Source organism: Aggregatibacter valvarum (assembly GCF_980468985.1).
On the sequence record NZ_OZ413141.1, the window covers coordinates 601,903 to 617,787 of the forward strand.

Here is a 15,885-nt window from a genome sequence, read left to right on the forward strand (position 1 = left end):
CTGTATATTAAAACAGTAATATACTGACAAATATACAGTAAAGAGGATTTGCTTATGTTGACCCAACTCACCATTAATAATTTTGCTATCGTTCGTCAGTTAAATATTGAATTATTACAAGGAATGTCCGTCATCACCGGGGAAACCGGTGCGGGAAAATCCATTGCCATTGATGCACTAGGTGTTTGTCTCGGACAACGGACAGAAGCCTCCATGTTACGAGAAGGTCAAGAACGTGCCGATATTTGCGCAACTTTTCATTTGAACCAAAACAACCCGGCTTTCCAATTTCTACAAGAAAACGAATTGCAGGATCCTGACAATCCTGAAGACTGCATTTTACGCCGCATTATTAATCATGACGGACGTTCTAAAGCATTCATTAATGGCATTCCTGTGTCGGCCGCCCAATTAAAAGAGATCGGGCAACATCTCATTCAAATTAATGGACAACACGCCTCGCAACGGTTACTGAAAAACGACTACCAACTGCAGTTAGTTGATAATTTTTGTCAACACACCGCACTTTTACAACAAATGAGCCTTGATTATCAAACATGGCGCAATTTGCAACATCAAGTCAAAACCTTCCAACAAAAATGCGCGGAAAACGAAGCGAGAAAACAGCTTTTACAGTATCAAGTCAGTGAACTGGATGAGTTTAATTTAAAAGAAAATGAATACGAGGAATTAGAAGCGGACCATCTTCGTCTTTCCAATAGTGAAGAATTAACGCAGCTTTCCCAATCAGTTTTGCAATTATTAAGTGAAAATGAAACGGTCAGCGCAGATTCGCTACTTTACCGCGCTGTGCAACATTTAAACGAACTCTGCGAGTTAGATAATCGTTATACCGATGTGCAAAATCTATTAAATGAAGCATTGATTCAAGTGCAAGAAGCCACCAATGAAATTCAATCGTTAAGCAGCAATGTTGAGCAAGATCCAACGTTATTGGCAGACATTGAACAACGCCTAGGACAAACCGTGCAATTAGCGCGCAAGCACAATGTAAAACCACAAGATTTAGTAGCATTACACCGTCGCCTCAAAGCGGAATTGAATGAGTTGGAAGATTTTTCCGGCAGTGAAGAAATGCTCATTCAACAAGAACAAGCTGCTCATGAAAAAATGCTTGCTACAGCGACCGCACTTCATCAGAGCCGTCAATTAGGTGCACAAAAGCTGGCACAGCAAGTGACCAAATCCATCAAACAATTAGCGATGGAACACGCAGAATTTTTTATTGAATTGCATAGTGACTATGACAAGATAAGTTCAAACGGTGCAGATAATGCGATTTTTACCCTACAAAGTAACTTAGGGCAAAGCGCTCAACCGCTCGCCAAAATTGCTTCCGGCGGTGAACTTTCTCGCATTGCCTTAGCCATTCAGGTACAAGCATCTAACCAAACCGCCATCCCAACATTAATTTTTGATGAAATTGATGTCGGTATCAGCGGTGCCACAGCAAATGTGGTCGGCAAATTATTAAGAAAACTCAGCGAAAAATGCCAAGTCATTTGTGTTACCCACTTGCCGCAAGTCGCCTGCCATGGAACACATCATTTCTCCGTTGAAAAATCGACCGTCGATCAAAAAACGGAAACAAAAATGACCGCACTTTCCCCTCAGCAACGCGTCAAGGCATTAGCAAAATTGTTAGGCGGAAGCAAAATTACGGATGCCGTATTGGCGAATGCACAAGAAATGTTAGAGGGCGTTTGAGGTTTTGCGCCATAGTGTGCGTAGTATTTTATGCCTTAGTTTGGCTTTCGAGGCGGGGCATTTTGGTGAAGCCGGGCATTTGGGCGAAACAGATCAAAGTGCGGTCAGTTTTTAGCGTATTTTAAAAGCCGGCCGCACTTTACGGCATGACGAAAAACTAGGATGCATGGCGTTTGGCGATTGAAGTAAAGGCAATTTTGTCGGGACGATAACTAATGCTGCCATACTGAAACGGGCGACCATCAGATAAATAGGTGGTGCTAGCGACGTTAACCACCATATTATATTCATTGAGATCCATTGTATTTTTTTCTTCTTCATTCGCATAGCGAAAAACGATTTCTCGCTGGGAATGGCTGATTTTGAGACCTAATTCCTTTTCTAAATAGTGATAAATAGATTGTTCTGCGATCTCTCGGTTAATAAAAGAGACGATACGGCGATCAAAGTAGGAAACCTCGTATTCCACGGCCTCGCCGTCAATTTCGCGAACACGGCCGATACGGTAAAAATCCATTTGATCATCGACGTTGAAGATTCGCATCAATGTCTCTTCGCCTTGCACGATATATAGACTTGTCAATGTCGTTTTGACTTGATGGGTTAAAGGGCGGTTAAGTTCACCAACGGTTTTAATTTCAGACAGGATTTGAGGGGTTGAGAGATTGTGTTCAAGCACAATAGAGTTGCGCCCTTGTTGCTTCTGAATGTAGCCATCCATTTCTAGTAATGAAAGGGCTTTGCGAATCGTATCTTTCGAAAAACCATAGTGTTGCATGAGTTCACTTTCACTCGGTAATTCTTGCTTTGGCGCTAAAACACCATGATTAATTTGGTTTTTTATATCATTGTAAACTTTTCGGTATTTACTCATTGTTTCTTTAATTCCCTTTTCTGATACGGAATAGCATAACACAAATTAGCTTACTTATACGGATAAATTTGATAATTATCACAATGTTTCGGAAATGTTTCAACTCTTACGTAAATGTTATTGCATAAATGTGAGTTTCGTTTAGAATCGGCAGACACTTTACTTCTGAAGGGAGAGACTATGTTTACACGTTCAAGTGGTGTTTTAATGCACATTACTTCGCTTCCAAACGCATTTGGTATTGGGAGCTTTGGTCAATCTGCGTATGATTTCGTGGATTTTTTGGTGGAAACCAAACAAACTTATTGGCAAATCCTTCCGCTGACCACAACGAGTTATGGCGATTCTCCGTATCAATCATTCTCAGCGATTGCCGGTAATACACACTTTATTGATTTTGATTTATTGGCCCAAGCGGGATTACTAAATACGTCGGACTATGCTTCTGTAAATTTTGGAGAGGATCCGACTAAAGTGGATTATGAACGCATTTTTCATGCACGCCGTCCTATTCTTGAAATTGCCGTCAAAAATTTCCTGATAAAAGATGCTTTCCGCTCAGATTTTCAAAACTTTGAAAAAAATAACCGCACTTGGTTAGATGATTATGCCGAGTTTATGGCATTTAAAGAACATTTTGGTAATAAAGCGCTGCAAAAATGGGAAGATAAACAGCTCATTGCTCGCCAACCAAAAGCACTTGAGAAATACCGAGCCATGCTGAAAGAAAAAATTCAGTATTTTAAGGTTACGCAATATTTCTTCTTTCAACAATGGAAAGCATTAAAAGCCTACGCCAATAGGAAAGGGATTCAGATTATTGGTGATATGCCGATTTATGTCGCTGCAGATAGTGTTGAAGTCTGGACCAAACCGGAATTATTCCAATTAGATGCAGAACGGAATCCTCGTTTTGTTGCCGGCGTGCCGGCAGATCAATTTAGTGCAACGGGGCAACTGTGGGGCAATCCGCTTTATGATTGGGAGGCGCACAAAAAACAACATTATGCTTGGTGGATTCATCGTATCGAAGAAAGCTTCAAGATTTATGATGTTCTTCGTATTGACCATTTCAAGGGCTTCTCCGATTATTGGCAAGTGGATGGCAAAGCGGACATCGCCAAATATGGTTGCTGGCAACCCGGCCCGGGATATGATTTATTTAAGGCAATTAAAGCGCAGTTAGGTGATTTGCCAATTATTGCTGAAGATTTGGGGAATATTGATGATAAAGCCCGAAAATTACTGACAGATTGTAATTATCCCGGCATGAAAATTTTGCAGTTTGGCTTTGAGGATGTGAGCGGTGAAAGTTTAGATAGTCCGCATTATTGTATTCCTCACAGCATTGTTTATACCGGGACACATGATAATGATGTGACGCAAGGATGGTATAACGGCTTAACGCCAGAGCAACAGCAATATATCAACAGTTATACACATCGCCGTCATGATGAATCAATTTGCCAAGCAATGATTCGCCAGCTTTTTGCCACGGTTAGTCATATTGCCATCGCCACAATGCAGGATATTTTAGCCTTACCGGCTAGCTCAAGAATGAATACGCCTTCAACAATTGGTGGAAATTGGGAATGGCGTATGCAACCAAGCGATTTAACGCAAGCGAAAAAAGACTTTTTAAGACAGGTGACAACATTATATCACCGTGCAAATAAGGGAGAAGACATGATGAAATTGAGTACCTATGTGAAAAATGAGACAAATAAATCATTAGAACAGCTCAGCGATAAAGAAATTTATATTCAGTTGCTAAACTACATTAAACATCTTGCCGCAGATAAACCTAAAAATAATGGAAAACGGAAAGTTTATTACATTTCTGCAGAGTTTTTGATCGGTAAATTACTTTCCAATAACTTAATTAATCTTGGAATTTATCAAGAAATTAAAGATGAGCTGGCACAGGCAGGAAAATCATTAAGTCATATTGAAGATATTGAACCGGAACCCTCTTTGGGGAATGGGGGGCTAGGTCGCTTAGCGTCTTGCTTTGTTGATTCAATGGCGACACTTGGCCTAAATGCAGAAGGGGTAGGATTAAACTATCACTGTGGTTTATTTAAGCAGGTCTTCAAGAAAAATGAACAATATGCGGAACCTAACCATTGGATTGAAGAGAATTCTTGGTTAATTCCCACCGATATTCATTATGAAGTGCCGTTTAAAAAATTTACGTTAACCTCAAAATTAGATCGCATTGATATTTTAGGTTACAAGAAAGAAAGTAAAAATTACCTTAATTTATTTGATATTCAATCAGTGAATTATCATTTAATTAAAAAAGGCATTGAATTTGATAAAACGGATATTCAAGAGAACTTGACTTTATTTCTTTATCCGGATGACTCAGATAAAAATGGAGAATTATTACGTATTTATCAGCAATATTTTATGGTATCTAATGCGGCACAATTACTTATTGATGAAGCCATTGCTCGTGGCAGTAATTTGCATGATTTGGCTGACTATGCTTACGTGCAAATCAATGATACTCACCCATCCATGGTCATTCCTGAATTAATTCGCTTACTAACAGAAAAACATCAGATCAAATTTGATGAAGCGGTAGAGATTGTACGTAATATGGTGGGCTATACTAATCATACGATTCTTGCTGAAGCATTAGAAAAATGGCCTTTAGCTTATTTAGAAGAAGTTGTCCCACATTTGGTTAAAATTATCAAAAAATTAGATAAATTGGTCAAAAAAGCATATAACGATAGCGCAGTACACATTATTGATGAGCAAAAACGTGTTCATATGGCGCATATGGATATTCATTTCTCAAATTCCGTTAATGGTGTTGCCGCATTGCATACAGAGATTTTGAAAAATTCTGAACTGAAAGCCTTCTATGCGTTATATCCTGAAAAATTTAATAATAAGACAAATGGCATTACCTTCCGCCGTTGGTTAGAGTTTTCTAACCAACCATTAGCGGCGTATATTAAAGAGTTAATTGGCGATGATTATTTACATGATGCAACGAAATTAGAAAAATTGCTTGCATTTAAGGATGATAAAAAAGTACATCAAAAATTAGCGGAAATTAAATTCAAGAATAAATTGGCGCTAAAAACCTATTTAAAAGAAAATAAAGGGATTGAATTGGATGAGAATTCGATTATCGATACGCAAATTAAGCGTTTCCATGAATATAAACGCCAACAAATGAATGCCCTTTATGTAATTCATAAATACCTTGAAATCAAAGCAGGTAAACTGCCAAAACGGAAAATTACCGTGATTTTCGGTGGGAAAGCTGCACCTGCTTATGTGATTGCGCAAGATATTATTCATTTAATTCTTTGCTTGTCTGAGTTAATCAATAATGATCCGGACGTGAATCAGTATTTAAACGTGTATTTGGTGGAAAACTATAATGTTAGCGTGGCGGAAAAATTGATTCCGGCAACAGATATTTCAGAACAAATATCCCTTGCTTCAAAAGAAGCATCTGGTACCGGCAATATGAAGTTTATGCTGAATGGTGCATTAACTTTAGGCACCATGGATGGTGCAAATGTTGAAATCGCAGAATTAGCCGGCGCAGAAAATATTTATACCTTTGGTAAGGATGCCGAAAGCATTATCAAGCTGTATGAAACTGCCGGTTATGTGTCGAAAGATTACTATGAAAAGGATAAATATATTAAAAGAGCGGTCGATTTTATCCTTGATTCTACGCTAGTGAAACTGGGTAATAAAACGCGTTTAAAACGTCTGCATGATGAATTGCTTAATAAAGACTGGTTTATGACCTTGATTGATTTTGATGCGTATGTGAAGGCAAAAGAACGCATTTTAGCGGATTATGAAGATCAAGATAGCTGGAATAGAAAAGTGATTCATAATATTGCGAAAGCGGGCTTTTTCTCATCTGACCGCACCATTGCACAATATAACGCTGATATTTGGCATTGTGAGGATTAAAGGGGAGAATCTATGAAACTGCTCACCCTAAATACACACGCTTGGTTAGAAGATAACCAAGCGGAAAAAATGGATGTTATTGCCGAGACTATTGTTGAAAAAGGTTATGACATTATCGCTTTGCAAGAAGTGAATCAATTAATGTCATCCCCAGTGATTTCTCAAGCATTAAAGCAAGATAATTACGGTGTGGTGTTGTTGAATAAAATTAATCCGCGAGTGAGACAAAAATATTCACTTTTTTGGAGCAATTCGCATATTGGCTATGGCAAATATGATGAGGGTATCGCATTCTTAACTAAATTGCCGGTTTATGAGGTAGATGCCTTTTATTGTAGCCAACATCAATGTGCCGACTCTATTCTTTCCCGTAAAATTCTGGGATTAACAGTAGAGTATCAAGGGCAGCTTGTGGATTGTTATTCCTGCCATATCAACTTACCGAATTGCGAGGGGGAAAATCAATTGGACAATATTCGTACCATCGTGGAACGCAATCAAAGCCAAAATCTTAAAATTCTGATGGGTGATTTTAATACAGATGCTATAAGCGATCCTGTCTCGTATCAGAAAATTAAATGTTTAGGTTTGCTTGATACATTTGATATAGCAGAACAGAAAGACAGCGGAATTACCGTTGAGAAAGCCATTGATGGTTGGAATGGCCACAGCGAAGAAAAGCGCTTAGATTACATTTTTTTAAATCAACCGAAACAGGTTTTATCAAGTCAGGTGATTTTTAATGGTAAAAATAAACCGGTCGTTTCCGATCATTTCGGTTTAGACGTTGAGCTCATTTTGTAGGAGAACACATATGAAAAAATTGCTCAGTTTTGAATTTTGGCAAAAATTCGGCAAATGTCTGATGGTCGTGATTGCCGTAATGCCTGCTGCTGGTTTAATGGTGAGTATCGGTAACTCATTACCATTAATTAGTGATGCTGAATGGCTGGCTCGCATCGGTCATATAATTGCACAAATTGGTTGGGGGATTATTGGTAACTTACATCTCTTATTTGCTTTGGCCATTGGTGGTAGTTGGGCAAATGAACGTGCGGGTGGTGCATTTGCCGCAGGTCTTGCCTTTATTCTCATTAACTTAATTACGGGAAATTTTTTCGGCGTAAAAATTGAAATGTTAACCGACCCAACGGCGCATGTGAGCACGCTATTTGCAGGTGATATTCCTGTGGCGCATTATTTTGTGAATATTCTTGGACAACCAGCATTAAACATGGGCGTTTTTGTGGGAATCATTGCGGGCTTTGTAGGCGCAACAACCTTTAACAGTTACTACAACTTCCGTAAATTACCAGAGGTGTTGACCTTTTTTAATGGTAAACGCTTTGTTCCTTTCGTTGTCATTTATCGTTCCGTATTCGTTGCGATTATTTTGGCGTTATTCTGGCCTTTAGTACAAACCGGTATAAACCATTTTGGAGAGTGGATTGCGAATTCACAAAGTTCTGCGCCGATCTTAGCCCCATTTGTTTACGGCACATTAGAACGTCTTTTGTTACCATTTGGGCTACATCATATGCTTACCATTCCTATGAACTACACGTCATTGGGCGGTACCTATGAATTTTTAACCGGAGTACAACAAGGTAAGCAAGTCTTTGGACAAGATCCTTTATGGCTCGCTTGGATCAGTGATTTAATTAACCTGAAAGATTCCGGTGATTTAGCACAATATAATGAACTGCTCACTCATGTTACCCCAGCACGTTTTAAAGTGGGTCAAATGATTGGTTCAAGTGGTATTCTCATGGGGATTACGTTAGCGATGTATCTCAATGTTGATCCAGATAAGAAAACCCTCTATAAAGGGATTTTCCTTTCTTCTGCCCTTGCGGTGTTTTTAACCGGTGTTACTGAGCCTATCGAATATATGTTTATGTTCGTTGCATTACCGCTTTACCTTGTTTATGCTGTTGTGCAAGGTTGTGCCTTTGCCATGGCAGACATTGTGAATTTACGGGTTCATGCGTTTGGGAATATTGAATTTTTAACTCGTACGCCAATGGCGATTAAAGCGGGTATTGGCATGGATCTGGTTAATTTCATTTGGGTTTCCGGCCTTTTTGCTGTGTTGTCATTTGTCATCGCAAATTTCATGATTAAGAAATTCAATCTAGCCACAGCAGGTCGTAACGGTAACTACGATGCGAAAGGCACTGACGAATCGCCTGCTGCAGAGGAGAAAAAAGTCGCAAATGCTAGTGCGCAAGTGGTACAAATCATCAATCTTCTCGGTGGACGGAACAATATTGCTGAGGTGGATGCCTGTATGACCCGTTTACGTATCACAGTGCATAACCCTGATTTAGTCGGAGATGAGGCGAGTTGGAAACAAGCCGGTGCAATGGGCTTTATTGTAAAAGGTTCGGGTATTCAAGCCATTTACGGGCCTAAAGCCGATGTCTTAAAATCAGATATTCAAGATTTACTGGCTTCAGGTGTTGATATACCTAAATCGTAATGAGGCCTTTATGATCAAAAAGTGCGGTGAATTTTAGGGGCAAATTAACTAATGTATTAGAACGTTGTAGATAAGCCTCAGAACACCTCAGCCGATTAAGGTCTCTTTATTAGAAATATTAGAAATATTAGAAATATTAGAAATATTAGAAATATTAGAAAGCAAAGAAAGCACAAAACGTTAGCATTTTGTGCTTTCTCTTTTTAAATATGGAGATGTTTTTTAAAGAATAGGTGTTTTACCGCCGGCTAATTTTACCTTATAACCCTTTTGTTCCAGTAGCTGTTTCAGTAAATCACGTTTTTCCCCTTGAATTTCAATGGTGTGATTTTTTACAGCCCCTCCACAACCACAACGTTTTTTTAACTCTGCCGCAAGCAATTTTAATTCGGTTTCAGCAAGCCCCAATCCGGTGATGACACTGACACCATTGCCTTTGCGTCCGCTTTTTTGCAACTGGATACGTACAATGCCATCCCCTTGGGGAATTTGCGCTTGTGGTTTATCAGCTTTAATCCGTCCACTCTCGGTAGAATAAACTAAATGATTCGTCATAATAATTTACGCAATGGAAGCGTTAATCGCATTTAAAACGTCAACCGGATTTTCAGCTTGCGTAATTGGGCGACCAATCACTAAATAATCTGCACCGGAGCGAATTGCTGCTGCCGGCGTCATGACACGACGTTGATCGCCAAAATCTGTGCCGATAGGACGAATTCCCGGGGTAACTAATTTAAAATCTGGTCCACAGGTACTACGCAAAATTTCAACTTCTTGTGGGGAGCATACCACACCATCTAATCCGGCACGTTGTGTTAAATGTGCCAAACGAATAACGTGTTCCATTGGCGAGGAATTAATGCCGATTTGTAATAAATCCAAGTCTTCCATGCTGGTTAATACGGTTACCCCAATCAGTAAAGGTGCCTCTTTACCGTAAGGTTCAAGGATTTTTTTCGCTTCATCCATCATGCGCAAACCGCCACTGGCGTGTAAGTCCACCATCCAAACGCCTAAATCAGCGGCAGAACGAACTGCTCTTGCCACTGTATTTGGAATGTCATGGAATTTTAAATCCAGAAAAACATCAAAGTGGCGACTATGTAGTTGTTTTACAAATCCGGTACCAAGGGTTGTAAACATTTCTTTTCCGACTTTTAAGCGGCAGGTTTGCGGGTCAAGCTGATCAACCAATGCCAATGCGTCGGCTTCTTTTTCGTAATCTAATGCAATGATGACTTTATTCGTCATAGTTTTCTCCTTATAAACAGGCAGGTTAGCATTTAATTATGCTCAATTGAGCTAACCGGTTTAATCGTTTCCCATTGGCGGCAAGAAGGACAACACCAAATTAATTTGTGTGTTTGATAACCGCAATTACTGCAACGATAACCAAACGTTTGTTTAATTCGTTCTCCTACCATTTTATGTAACAAGATCAAGCTGTCTTTTCCTCGGCCTTTTTCTGCGTCATCAATTTGATATTGAATAAAACGGTGAAAAATAGGGGTTGCCGGATTTTGCTGTAATTGTTGGTAAAGTTTGAGTTGTGCAGCGGCGCGACCGTCTTTTTCTTCAATTAAGTCCGCTAACATTAATGCAACGGCACTGTTATTCTTTTCACGGCTTGCCTTAATGAGAAATAATTCAAAATTATCCCGTTGATTGAGTTGTTGATAACAGAATTTTAAACGGTGCAAGACCTCACCAATATAATCAGGATTTTGCGTTAAAATATTTTCTAAAAAATGCACCGCACTTTGGTAATCTTTCTGTTTAATGGATAATTCTGCCAGCATCATAGAGGCGCGTACGCAAGTTGGAGAAACGGTGAGGGCTTGTAACAAAATTTGTTTTGGATCTTCTTTACTTTCGTCAGGGAGATTTTTGACATACTCACAATAATAATGCGCTAATTCAATTTGATGACTATTGGGTGATATTTTGGCTAATTTTTCCGCAACATTAATGGCTTTTTTCCATTCTTTCGTTTTCTGATAGATAAGCGCAAGCTGTTGTAGTGCGCCTTCAGCAAACTCCGGTTCATCTACCATTAAAATATAAAGGTGTTCGGCTCGGTCAAAAAAACCTACTGCCATAAAATCTCGGGCTAATTGCTGTTTAGCTAATAACTTTTGTTCGAATGTGTAATGAGGACTGTTATCGAGAGCTTGATGGATACGTAATGCGCGATCCACTTCACCTCGAGAACGAAATAAATTACCTAAGGTAAGTTCAGCTTCAAATTGTGAATTGCTGTCAATTTCATTTTCATTTTCCTGCTTTTGTAGCATATCTAAAAATAAATCAACAGCTTTTTCAGTTTGATTGGCTAAAAGAAAATTAACCCCAGCAACGTAATCACGGGAGAGTTTATTACTGATATCTTCCTGATCTTTTTTGGCGCTACGATGCCCCATATACCAACCATACGCGGCAGCTATTGGTAGAAGAAGGAAGAGTAGTTCAAGCATTATTGAGGAGCCTTATCTCTGCTGGTCGTTAATTCATTGATTTGTTGAGTTTGGCGTTTTATTTGACGATTTAATGCAATATTTTTTAATTTTAACTTAAGGTAGAAAACCCCTGTGATAAACCAACCAAGGATAAGCCCTAAGCCGAATAAAATAGCTACTAAGGTAGAAAGTTGGAATTGGCTTTGGGCAAAAATGTAATTAAAGGTAATTACTTGATCATTATTTGCTCCTACGGTAACAGCAACTAAGATGATAGCCAAGATAATGATTAATCCCAAAATATATTTAATCATTTGGTTTCTCCTTAAAATAAAGTTGTTGCTCATTATGCCAAAAATGAGCATAAAAAACGACACTTAAAAGTGTCGTTAATGAAAGTTAGTGAAATAAATTATGCATAAACGTCAACGCGTTTTCTTAGCTCTTTGCCCGCTTTAAAATAGGGTACGCACTTTGCTTCTAATTGAACCTGTTCTCCCGTTTTAGGATTTCGCCCAAGTCTAGGTTGGCGACAATGTAAAGAAAAGCTACCAAATCCTCGGACTTCAATACGTTCGCCATTTTCTAATACGCATGACATTTGCTCTAAAATGGCTTTGACGGCTTCTTCGATATGTTTCAGGGAAAGGCTATTATTTTTTTGCATTAAAAGCCCAATAAGCTCTGACTTTGTCATACCATTCTCCTAACTTTTTATGAACCGGCATATTGCTATGCCGGTTTATTAATGAAGTGAATTATTCACCTTTAGCTGCTTTGAAAGCTTCAGCCATGGCATTTGGAATAGCAACTTCTTCTTGCTTATTCACGTTTGCTACAGCCGCCGCTTCTTCAGCTTGATCTTTTGCACGTACAGACAAGTGAACAATACGTGATTTACGATCTACACCGGTGTATTTCGCTTCAACAACATCGCCTACAGCAACTTCATGAGTTAAATCAGCTGCGCGAATGTAACCTTCAACACCGCCGTCTAATTCAACTTTAGCGCCTTTTGCATCAGCTTCAACTACTTTTGCATTTAATACAGCACCTTTTTTGTTGATAGCAACGAAGTTATTGAATGGATCTTCTTCAAGTTGTTTGATACCTAAAGAAATACGCTCTTTCACTGCATCGACTTGTAATACAACTGCGGCAACTTCATCACCTTTTTTGTAGTTACGAACCGCTTCTTCACCTTGAACATTCCAAGAAATATCAGATAGGTGAACTAAACCGTCGATACCGCCTTCTAAACCGATGAAGATACCAAAGTCAGTGATAGATTTGATTTTACCAACAACTTTGTCACCTTTGTTGTGAGTTTCCGCGAATTGAGTCCATGGATTTGGTTTACATTGTTTTAAACCTAAAGAAATACGACGACGTTCTTCATCAATTTCTAATACCATTACTTCAACAACATCACCTAAGCTAACCACTTTAGATGGGTGAATATTTTTGTTAGTCCAATCCATTTCAGAAACGTGAACTAAACCTTCAACACCGTCTAAAATTTCAACGAAACAACCGTAGTCAGTTAAGTTAGTGACTTTACCGGTTAATTTGCTGTTTACTGGATGATTTTCAGCGATTGCAGCCCAAGGGTCTTGACCTAATTGTTTTAAGCCTAAAGAAACACGGGTACGATCTTTGTCGAATTTCAATACTTTAACGGTGATTTCATCACCAACATTAACGATTTCGCTTGGGTGTTTAACACGTTTCCAAGCCATATCGGTAATATGTAATAAACCGTCAACACCGCCTAAATCAACGAATGCGCCGTAGTCAGTTAAGTTCTTAACAGTACCTTTAACTTCAGCACCTTCAGACAAGTTCGCTAATACTTCTTCACGATCTTGGCTGCTTTCAGATTCGATTACTGCACGACGGGAAACAACAACATTGTTACGTTTTTGATCAAGTTTGATTACTTTGAATTCTAATTCTTTACCAAGTAAGTGATCTGCATCACGAACTGGGCGGGTATCAACTAATGAACCCGGTAAGAATGCGCGAACACCGTTTAACTCAACTGTGAAGCCGCCTTTCACTTTACCGTTAACTAAACCAAGTACAGTTGCTTGTTCGTCGTAAGCTTTTTCCAATACAATCCAAGCTTCGTTGCGTTTTGCATCAGCACGGGAGGCAACAGTTTCACCGAAACCATCATCCACAGCTTTAAGCACAACATCAACAACATCACCAACTTGAACTTCCAATTCACCTTGTGCATTTAAAAATTCTTCGGAAGGAATTGCAGACTCGGATTTAGAACCGGTATCTACAAGTACGAAGCCTTTTTGGATAGCAACGATGGTACCTTTAACAACTGCACCTTGACGGGTTTCAAGGTCTTTCAATGATTCTTCAAAAAGTTGAGCAAAAGATTCTGTCATAATTAATCTTCAATTTAAGTAAATAACGTCCACTTCTAATCCATAAAAAGTGGGGCTGATAACAAAGTTTATCCATCCTTGAATAAACCGTAAAAATTTAAGCTTTAATATCAATACGTTGCTGAATATAGTTTAAGGCCTGACTAATCACTTCATCGATACTCAATGTCGTGCTGTCAAGTAAAAACGCATCATCAGCAGGTTTTAAAGGAGCGACTGCCCGATTTCTATCACGTAAATCACGCTCTTTTATCTCGGCTAAAATCTGTGCAAAGTTACCATTAATCCCCTTATTTTGCAACTGGTTATAACGTCTTTTTGCACGTTCTTCCGCACTCGCATCTAAAAATAATTTCACTTGCGCATCAGGAAATACCACCGTTCCCATATCGCGACCATCAGCAATTAAACCATCATTTTTGGCGAAATCCTGTTGAAGTTGTAATAATGCAGCACGAACTTGCGGAAAAACTGCCACTTTTGATGCGGCATCCGCCACTTCTTGCGTACGGATTAAATGGCTGACATCCATGCCACCTAATAATACATTCACTTCACCATTTTTCGGCACAAACTGAATATCCAAATGACGAGCAAGCTCAGCCAATTCGGTTTCATTGGTTAAATCGGCATGGCGTTTTAACGCGGCCAATGCCGTCACACGATAAATTGCGCCGGAATCCAACAACGCAAAACCTAGTTTTTCTGCCAATGCGTAACATAAAGTACCTTTACCGGCACCGCTTGGTCCGTCAACCGTAATAATTTTATTCATGATTTTTCTCTGTCAAAAGGGATTGAACCTCAACCGTCATCTGGTCAAACATGTCATAACGTTTACGATACATAGAACGTTTTTTACTTTGAATGTCTTCTAAAGGTCGACGCTCAAGTGCGGTCGGAATTTGCCAATAATTTTCAGCCAACTTGCTCTCATTTTCCTGCCAAAATTCATCGTAGTTAAACAATAATTTTGCCGAATCATTCCAACGATATTTCGCCTGACGTTTATGCGGAATGCCTTCCAAGCGACAATTCAACGCTTCTGCAAAAACTTTAAACGCATTCACCAACATAAACATCGGGCGAACACCATGCAACAATTTTGTCGCCTGACGTACTAAATCTTGCGCCTCATCGCCTTTTGGTCCTTGAATTGATGCGATTAACAAGCGGTTATCCGCTAAAAACGTAAAGCTGGCAGAATAAATCGTACGTTGATTAGCATCGGTTAAAGCGATAGCAAAAAAGCCTTCATAAGGATCGATATGGTTGAGCGTTAAATTTAGCGCCAATTCATCCGTTAACTGTGCCAACAGTACCGGCTGTTGTGAAATTAATGCCTCGCATAACGACACACCAAAGTGTTTTTCCGCCATAGCAAAATTGGTCTTAATAGCGTCTAAACGCTGTGTCGCATTAAAGCGTTTATCACAGTACTGGCTTAATAGCGTATTCACACGATAAGGATACTGAGCAAAAACCGGCTGCCACAAGGGATTTTCATGAATAAAATCGACTAACGCCTGGCATTGCGCTGTAAAAACCAAACGACGCGCCCGATAACGTAGCCATTCCCGCAACAATTTTAATTTGCGTTTTTCTACGGGAAACATTTCATGAAATGTTGGAAAATGGAATTCCGTCACAACAAACCTCAAAAATAGGAATCTGAATAGTTGAAGAAATTGTATCAAAGAAGACGAAATAGTTTAACCGCCAATAAGCATAATTGCTATTCGCTTAGCTTAGATTGTAGTATAAGTGCGGTGAAAATTTGCATTAAATTACATAGATTGTGTTTTTTCTAACCTATCAGACATTTTTTTGAAAAAAACACTTGATCCTCAGGATCGAATCTCTATAATACGCCTCCGCACCGCAAGGGTGGCAAACAAAAAGAAAAATTCTTAAAAATTTTTCTTGACGATAAAATAACGAGAAGTTAGAATTATCAACCTTGCTTAGTGCAAATGTTCTTTA

General features: G+C 39.1%; 13 protein-coding genes. 4 read left to right on the forward strand and 9 right to left on the reverse strand.

Going from position 1 to position 15,885, the window contains the following annotated elements; all coding sequences use genetic code 11:
* The first annotated feature begins 54 nt into the window (after nucleotides 1–54).
* Nucleotides 55–1,728 (forward strand): DNA repair protein RecN, encoded by a 1,674-nt coding sequence (gene recN / locus AC30SF_RS02855; RefSeq protein WP_489607503.1) that lies wholly within the window; start codon nucleotides 55–57, stop codon nucleotides 1,726–1,728.
* A 157-nt stretch (nucleotides 1,729–1,885) separates the two neighbouring features.
* On the opposite strand, the gene AC30SF_RS02860 is transcribed toward recN, so the two are convergent.
* Entirely contained in the window at nucleotides 1,886–2,602 is a 717-nt protein-coding gene (locus tag AC30SF_RS02860) for a UTRA domain-containing protein (protein ID WP_021617113.1), read from the reverse strand.
* A gap of 180 nt (nucleotides 2,603–2,782) precedes the next feature.
* Between AC30SF_RS02860 and malQ the strand changes: the two genes are divergently transcribed.
* The 3 genes from malQ to AC30SF_RS02875 are packed head-to-tail and all read left to right on the forward strand — an operon-like array spanning nucleotide 2,783 to nucleotide 9,038.
* A complete protein-coding gene (gene malQ, locus AC30SF_RS02865) occupies nucleotides 2,783–6,556 on the forward strand; it encodes a 4-alpha-glucanotransferase (RefSeq protein ID WP_489607504.1) in 3,774 nt (1,257 codons plus the stop codon).
* Between the two features lie 12 nt (nucleotides 6,557–6,568).
* Nucleotides 6,569–7,360: an endonuclease/exonuclease/phosphatase family protein gene (locus AC30SF_RS02870; RefSeq protein ID WP_489607505.1), complete on the forward strand. Its 792-nt coding sequence runs from the start codon at nucleotides 6,569–6,571 to the stop codon at nucleotides 7,358–7,360.
* A 10-nt stretch (nucleotides 7,361–7,370) separates the two neighbouring features.
* Nucleotides 7,371–9,038 carry a PTS transporter subunit IIBC gene (locus AC30SF_RS02875; protein ID WP_489607506.1) on the forward strand — a complete coding sequence of 556 codons (1,668 nt, stop codon included), beginning with the start codon at nucleotides 7,371–7,373 and terminating at the stop codon, nucleotides 9,036–9,038.
* Nucleotides 9,039–9,260: 222 nt separating this feature from the next.
* Here AC30SF_RS02875 and yciH read toward each other — a convergent pair whose 3' ends face one another.
* From yciH to AC30SF_RS02915, 8 genes are all read right to left on the reverse strand, one after another.
* A complete protein-coding gene (gene yciH, locus AC30SF_RS02880; RefSeq protein ID WP_489607507.1) occupies nucleotides 9,261–9,593 on the reverse strand; it encodes a stress response translation initiation inhibitor YciH in 333 nt (110 codons plus the stop codon).
* A 6-nt stretch (nucleotides 9,594–9,599) separates the two neighbouring features.
* Nucleotides 9,600–10,292 carry an orotidine-5'-phosphate decarboxylase gene (gene pyrF / locus AC30SF_RS02885; protein ID WP_209362953.1) on the reverse strand — a complete coding sequence of 231 codons (693 nt, stop codon included), beginning with the start codon at nucleotides 10,290–10,292 and terminating at the stop codon, nucleotides 9,600–9,602.
* A gap of 32 nt (nucleotides 10,293–10,324) precedes the next feature.
* The gene (gene lapB / locus AC30SF_RS02890) at nucleotides 10,325–11,515 is read right to left on the reverse strand and encodes a lipopolysaccharide assembly protein LapB (protein WP_290521741.1); all 1,191 of its coding nucleotides are present in this window, start codon (nucleotides 11,513–11,515) and stop codon (nucleotides 10,325–10,327) included.
* A complete protein-coding gene (locus tag AC30SF_RS02895) occupies nucleotides 11,515–11,811 on the reverse strand; it encodes a LapA family protein (RefSeq protein ID WP_033002809.1) in 297 nt (98 codons plus the stop codon). The genes lapB and AC30SF_RS02895 overlap by 1 nt, the downstream gene beginning before the upstream one ends.
* Before the next feature lie 98 nt (nucleotides 11,812–11,909).
* On the reverse strand, nucleotides 11,910–12,194 hold the full coding sequence (locus tag AC30SF_RS02900; RefSeq protein ID WP_021617105.1) for an integration host factor subunit beta: 285 nt from the start codon (nucleotides 12,192–12,194) through the stop codon (nucleotides 11,910–11,912).
* Between the two features lie 61 nt (nucleotides 12,195–12,255).
* Nucleotides 12,256–13,902 (reverse strand): 30S ribosomal protein S1, encoded by a 1,647-nt coding sequence (gene rpsA, locus AC30SF_RS02905; protein ID WP_021617104.1) that lies wholly within the window; start codon nucleotides 13,900–13,902, stop codon nucleotides 12,256–12,258.
* A gap of 97 nt (nucleotides 13,903–13,999) precedes the next feature.
* Nucleotides 14,000–14,677 (reverse strand): (d)CMP kinase, encoded by a 678-nt coding sequence (cmk, locus tag AC30SF_RS02910; protein WP_489607508.1) that lies wholly within the window; start codon nucleotides 14,675–14,677, stop codon nucleotides 14,000–14,002.
* Nucleotides 14,670–15,518 (reverse strand): VirK/YbjX family protein, encoded by an 849-nt coding sequence (locus AC30SF_RS02915; RefSeq protein ID WP_489607509.1) that lies wholly within the window; start codon nucleotides 15,516–15,518, stop codon nucleotides 14,670–14,672. Before AC30SF_RS02915 ends, cmk begins: the two co-directional genes overlap by 8 nt.
* Nucleotides 15,519–15,885: the final 367 nt, after the last annotated feature.